The organism is Dyella sp. 01N448, assembly GCF_056399225.1.
The window spans coordinates 80,420-86,671 of the sequence record NZ_JBFTQX010000020.1 but is presented as its reverse complement, the minus strand read 5'-3'; the positions used below and the strand labels follow the sequence as shown (position 1 = coordinate 86,671).

Annotated in this window: 5 protein-coding genes; all 5 read right to left on the bottom strand. The window is 64.3% G+C overall.

Annotated elements, in window-relative coordinates; translation table 11 throughout:
- Positions 1 to 1,069: 1,069 nt before the first annotated feature.
- From AC1DKY_RS20075 to AC1DKY_RS20055, 5 genes are read right to left on the bottom strand one after another with little or no spacing between them, the layout of a single operon-like run.
- On the bottom strand, positions 1,070 to 2,206 hold the full coding sequence (locus tag AC1DKY_RS20075) for an NAD(P)/FAD-dependent oxidoreductase (protein WP_441605427.1): 1,137 nt from the start codon (positions 2,204 to 2,206) through the stop codon (positions 1,070 to 1,072).
- Positions 2,203 to 3,450 (bottom strand): dicarboxylate/amino acid:cation symporter, encoded by a 1,248-nt coding sequence (locus AC1DKY_RS20070; protein ID WP_441605426.1) that lies wholly within the window; start codon positions 3,448 to 3,450, stop codon positions 2,203 to 2,205. The genes AC1DKY_RS20075 and AC1DKY_RS20070 overlap by 4 nt, the downstream gene beginning before the upstream one ends.
- On the bottom strand, positions 3,447 to 4,241 hold the full coding sequence (locus tag AC1DKY_RS20065) for a L,D-transpeptidase family protein (RefSeq protein WP_441605425.1): 795 nt from the start codon (positions 4,239 to 4,241) through the stop codon (positions 3,447 to 3,449). Before AC1DKY_RS20065 ends, AC1DKY_RS20070 begins: the two co-directional genes overlap by 4 nt.
- Before the next feature lie 21 nt (positions 4,242 to 4,262).
- Positions 4,263 to 5,120, bottom strand: coding sequence for a MurR/RpiR family transcriptional regulator (locus AC1DKY_RS20060; protein WP_441605424.1), 858 nt, complete (start codon positions 5,118 to 5,120; stop codon positions 4,263 to 4,265).
- Between the two features lies 1 nt (position 5,121).
- A complete protein-coding gene (locus AC1DKY_RS20055) occupies positions 5,122 to 6,219 on the bottom strand; it encodes a dipeptide epimerase (protein ID WP_441605423.1) in 1,098 nt (365 codons plus the stop codon).
- Between the last annotated feature and the right edge of the window lie 33 nt (positions 6,220 to 6,252).

Below are 6,252 nucleotides of genomic sequence, written 5' to 3'. Positions count from 1 at the left end.
AGGCTACTGATGCAGGCCATCATGGCCTGATGGCGTCGCTTCGCGTCGGCGCCTTTTGACGCACGACGAGCGAAGCAACAAGGCTGTGGTCGCCATCGGGCTTACGTTTTCACACAGCCTCGGTCGCAAGCGGACCCTAGCGTAACCACTGGGCTAAGCGCCGCGAACGGCACCAATGATTGCTGAGAACATGCACAGTGCGAACGCGGAGCCAAGCACGTCATTGCCCCCCTTAGCCACACGCAACCCTATGACCTGGCGTTTGATGTCATATGGAGCGGGCAGCGCAAACAGCGCACGCCAGCGAAGAGGGCCAAGCCGATATATCGCCTGATCGATTGCGTGGGTGTAGAGCGCTTTGGCGTAGCCGGGGTGAGTCTTCGCTATGCGCCCCAGGCTGCGCTCGCAAGCAACATCAGGCACCAGTAACTCAGCGCTGCCGCAATACTCAGCACTACAACGGTCGTAAAGCTCACAGCCATTCCCCCTTGTGGAACGATGTACTTCTGAGAGGTCAGTTATGGGTCGAAAGCGCACGTTAACGCGGCCCTAAACTTGCCACCCATTTTGCCTGGACCGAGGGCCCTTCCATCAGCTGAGCTAGATCCCACATTGATATCAGGTAGAAAGGGGGTATCGCCTCGCCCCTTAACATCGATACCCCCAACGATACCCCCAACGCGCGCGGAGATTCCTGGCCGCAGGAGTACCATCGCGAACAAAGGAACACATCCAAATGGGCTTTCGAGTGGGTTCGCGGATGATCGTGGCTCATCGGGGACCATCCTGATGCTTTTCGATCATCAGCAGCATACGGGGCCCAACTCTTTGATTTGGTTATACCAAGCAACGCGCCGCTGGCGCTGGACGGCGCCAGGCATCCCTACCGTCAGCGGGTGTCGGCGCGAGCGCCGACCTGCCCGATTGTAGCGGTGGCCGTCGCGGCGATGCAGCATGGAATTGTGGGGAAGCGCTGGATATGAGGCCGGCGGCCGGGCAGACGACACCATGAGTGCCGGAAACCGGCCCGCGGGTTGTTGGGCCGGCGGCGCTCCCGAACGCGCCCGAGTCAGCCCTTCAGGCGCCGGGGATCGAGCATGTCGGCGGTGACGCCGGCATCCTGCAGATGGCCGGGCAACGGACGGCCCAGGGCGAGATTCGCGCAGGCTTCACCCATCGCCGCCGAGGTCTGGATGCCGTAGCCGCCTTGCGCGGCGACCCAGAAGAAATCACCGGAACCCGGCGCGAAACCGCCCACCAGATCACCATCGGCAACGAATGAGCGCAGGCCTGCCCAGGTGCGCGTGGGGCGGCGAATGGTCATCGTGGTCGCCTCTTCGATGCGATGGATGCCGATGGCGATATCGAGCTCCTCCGGCTGCACGTCGTGCGGCATCACCGGATCCGCGTTCGCTGGGCAGCCGAGCAGGAGGCCGGCATCGGGCTTGAAGTAGAAAGCTTCGTCGACGTCGGTGACGAACGGCCAGCGCGAGGTGTCCATTCCAGCGGGCGCTTCGAACAGAAATGCCGAGCGTCGACGCGGCTGGATGCCGATGGGTGCAATGCCCGCGAGCGCGGCGATCTGGTCCACCCACGCGCCCGCGGCGTTGATCAGCAAAGGTGCGCGGTAGTGCTCGTGGCCGGCATCGATAAACCAATGGCCCGGTCCATGTTCAATCGAGCGGATGTCGATATTGCAGCGTAGTTGGCCACCCTGTGCCCGCAGGCCGCGAAGAAAGCCCTGGTGCAGTTCGTTGACGTCGATGTCGGCAGCGCCGGATTCGTACAAACCGATTTGCGCCGCCTCAGGACGCAGGACCGGTACCGTTTCCTGCAGCCATGCCGCATCCACCACGCGCAGGCCGCGTGTGCGCGCCGCCATCTCTGCATGCAGCGCGTGCACCTTCTCGATGTGATCCACCGTGCCGATGCTCAGCGAGCCGCGCGGCGAAAGCACCGGGTGCCCCGCGAAACCCTCAGGCGGATGATCGAAGAAGCGGCGCGCGGCACGCGTCAACGCACGCACCTGCGCGGATCCGTAGGTCTCGGAAAACAGCGCTGCCGAACGCCCGGTGGAATGCATGCCGGCATGCTCTTCGCGCTCAAGCACCAGCACGCGCGCATGCGGTGCGAGAAAATAGGCGACGGAGGCGCCGGCCATGCCGGCACCGATCACGATCACATCGACGTCGTGCAGCGTACTCATGCCTTGGCGCTATCCCGGGCGGTTTGACGGGCCACCACACTGGTGGCGGTGAGATCGGCAGTGACATTGCCCAAGGTCGCGAGCGCATCGGGCAAGGCATCCACGGCCAGCATCAGGCCCAGCGGCCCCACCGGCACGCCCATGGCCTGGGCGACCGGAAGGTTGGTCGCCATGAAGCTGACCGCGCCGGGCAGCCCCACCGATCCGAGACTGATCACCACCGCCAGCAAGGCCGCGGCAAACAGCGGCGCCACGCCCACATCGATGCCGTACGCCCAGGCGATGAAACACGCCGACGTCACGTACTGGATCGGGCTGGTGAGACGACAAAGGCTGACGGCCATCGGCAGCACCAATGCATTCACCTGCGGTGGATAGCCTAGACGGCGCTCTGCGCTTTCGAGCATGGCCGGCAACGAAGCCAGCGACGACTGCGTGCTTGCAGCCACGATCTGGGCCGGAAGCAGCGCGGGCACGAAGCGCCGCAGCGTTTCGCCGCCCCATACGATGGCGACCGGCAGCATCAACAAGGTGACCGCGAGATACAGCAGGCATTCCACCAGGACATAGATGCCCAGCGCGCTCAGCATATGCAGGCCAGCACGTGCGCATACCGCGAGGATCAGGGCGAATACACCAAGCGGCGCCACCCATAGCACCCAGCGCACGACCACGATCATGGTGTCGGCGATGGCCTGGAAAAACGACACGACCAGCGCGCGGCGGGTGGCATCGATACGCGTCAAGCCGAAACCGAAGAACAGTGCGAACACCACCAGCGGCAACATGGCGCTCTGCGCCGCGGCCATGATCGCGTTGGCGGGCACGATGCCATTGAACCACTCCGCCCAACCCACGGCAGCGGCCACCGGCGGCGCGTGTGAGGCCACCGCGCTGTCGAGCGCGGCCGTCAGCGACGGATTATGTGGAAACAGCGCAAACAACCACGGTGCGGCGACGGCAGCGAACAACGCGCCGCCAGTGAGTATCAGCAGGAAGGCCACGATGGCACGCCGCGCGATGCGCCCGGAGGCCGCCGCGTCGCTGGCCGTGTTCACGCCCACGACTACCAGCGCAAACACCAGGGGTACCACGGTCATCTGCAATGCGTTCAGCCATAGACGTCCAAACGGCTGCACGGCGTCGGCTACCGGTAGTGCCGCGCCAGGCCACCAGGCATCCAGGCTCAGGCCACCGACCGCGCCCAGGACCAAACCAATGAGTACCCTCGACGTCGGACTCAAGGCTGCTTGCCCAGCGAAGGCAGCTGCCAGGACGCCTGCAACCGCACGTATTCGCTTTGTGGCAGCAGGACGAATACCGGCTGCTCCTCCGGCTTCATCCAGCTCAGCAGACGGCGCATCACCGGCTCGGGCATGGCGGTGCAGCCGGCGGTCGCGTCGGTCGGCGATTTCCACAGGTGCGCGAAGATGCAACTGCCGCCGCCCGGCTTGCCCTTGGCGTTGTGCTCAATCACGAAGCCGATCTTGTAGCGTTGGTCGCCGTCCAGATGCAGGTCGCGGCGCATCGGTTCGCTGGCGCCCTCCACCGCTTTCTCGCCGACCTTCCTGGTATCGACGATCTGGTTGTAGTACGGCGAACCATCAACGTCGACGCACCAGTCGGTGTCCTGCATCGCCTCGTAAGGCATGTGCGTATCGGCCCTGGCGGCGTAACCGAAGACTTCGCCAACGCGATACACACCGGCGGCAGCGCGGCCGTCGCCTTCGTGCTTCTGCGGGCCCTCGGCCTGCGCGGCATTCAGACCGAGGCCCCAGGCGGAACCCGAGCGCCCCACGGTGACCGCTTGCGCGTCCACGATCGGCTTCCAGCGGTTGCCTGAGCGCTCGTACGCACGCAGCACGCCGTGATCGGCATTCCAGTCCGGCGTGATCACCAGCACCATCTGGCGCGAAGCCTGCCAGGCCAGCGGTTGCTCGGCGGCAAACACCGCGGCGACCGGCGCCACCGTGGTCAAGCTCAACGCGGCGGCAAGAAGATGACGAATCACAAAGCGACGGGCGGGAGAAGTCATGCGATTCCGCGAAATGGGAGACTAGGGTTCCAGCATCTGCTGGACGCGTTCGAGATTGGCGAGCAGCTGCACATGGCGGTGTTCGTCGCCTTCGCACAGCTGCACGTAGACGCCATCGAGCAGATGCTGCAGCGCCGATTGGTAGAGCACAGGCTGGATGTAAGGACGATCGTCGTGGGCAGACACCAGCAAGGCGATGTCCGCGATCGCACGCAGCGGATTGGAGGTATGCCGCGTCACCGTGATCAATCGACCGCGGCGCTCGCGAAAGAAGCGACCGATCTTGCACAGCGCCGGATGGTTGCCGTGCTCGGAAAATACCAGCAGCACGTCGCCTGCCCCGGCAGCGGAAACGCTGGCCGCCATGCGCGGCGCATCGAAGTTGTGTATCGACGGCACGCCCAGCAGCGACAGGCGCAGCGCGAAGCTGCGCGCATAGATGTCGTCGTCGCCCAGGCCGATCATGAAGACCTTGCCCTTGGTGCCGGCCGTGGCAATCGCTTCGGCCACGGCTTGCAGGGTCTCGGGGGCATTGATCAGCCGCGTCTCTTCTTCGGACTCGGCCTTGCGCCGCCACAGATTGCCCGAGGCCGATTCGTCGAAGGCCGCCCTGGCCTGCGTGGCGACATGGGCGGCGTCGCCGTTGTCGGCACGGGCAATCGCCTCGCCGACGGAATACTTGAGGTCCGGATAACCCTTGAAGCCCAGCTTCTGGGTGAACTTGACCACGCTGGACTGGCTGATGCCCAGCGCGTTGGCCAGTTGCTGCGAGGAGTAGTCGCGCAGCAGCTGGGCGTTTTCCAGGATGAAATCGGCGATGCGCCGCTCGACCGCGGACATCTGGTCGCGTTCCGAACGGATTTTCACCAAGGGCGACATATCAGGCTTCCAGCTTTTCCAGTCCGCGAATCTCCCGGATACCCAATCCAGGCGCCTCGGTGACCGAGATCTCCGACTCGTTGAAGACCACGCCCCCGTCCACCGGGTTGTACTGGCACAGCGAGGGGCCGTCCAGATCCACCTTGGTGATCACAGCCGACTTGGCCACCGCCACGTGCACTGCCGCAGCGACGCTGATGCTGGTTTCCAGCATGCAGCCGATCATGCATTCCACGCCGTACATGGCGGCGATGTCGGCAATGCGGATGGCGTTGGAGATGCCGCCCGTCTTCATCAACTTGATGTTGATGATGTCGGCGGCGCGCATCTGGATCAGGTCGATCACCTCCATCGGGCCGAACACGCTTTCGTCGGCCATGATGGGCGTGTGCACACGCTCGGTGACGTAACGCATGCCTTCGAGGTCGCGCGCCTTCACCGGCTGCTCGACCAGTTCCAGCCGCACGCCGGCGTCTTCCAGCGTCTGCAGCGCGTAGACCGCCTGCTTGGCGGTCCAGCCCTGGTTGGCGTCCAGGCGCAGCAAGGCGCGGTTTTCCACCGCGGCATAGATGGCCTTGACGCGCTCGATGTCCACACCGATGTCCTTGCCCACCTTGATCTTGAGCGACTCGAAGCCGCGTTCCACCGCGCTCACCGAATCGGCGACCATCTTGTCGATGTAGTCGACGCTGATGGTGATATCGGTGGTGATCACCGGATCGCCACCGCCGAGCAGCTTGTATAGCGGCGCGTTGTACAGCTGGCCCCACAGGTCGTAGAGGGCGATTTCCACCGCTGCCTTGGCGCTGGTGTTCTTCTCCATCGAACTCTGGATCAGCTGGGTCAGGCGATTGAGATCGGCGATTTCCTGGCCGACCAGGCGCGGCGCGATGTAATGGCGGATCGCATCGACGATCGAACCATGCGTGTCGCCCGTGATCACCGCCGTGGCCGGCGCCTCGCCGTAACCGATGTGGCCGCTATCGGTATGCACCATCACCACGATGTCTTCGACCTGATTGACGGTGCGCAGCGCCGTCTTGAACGGCGTCTTGAGCGGTACGCGCAGCATGCCGAACTGGATGTCGGTGATCTTCATGAGACTCGGAAGCTTCCTGTCTTCGATAGGGAA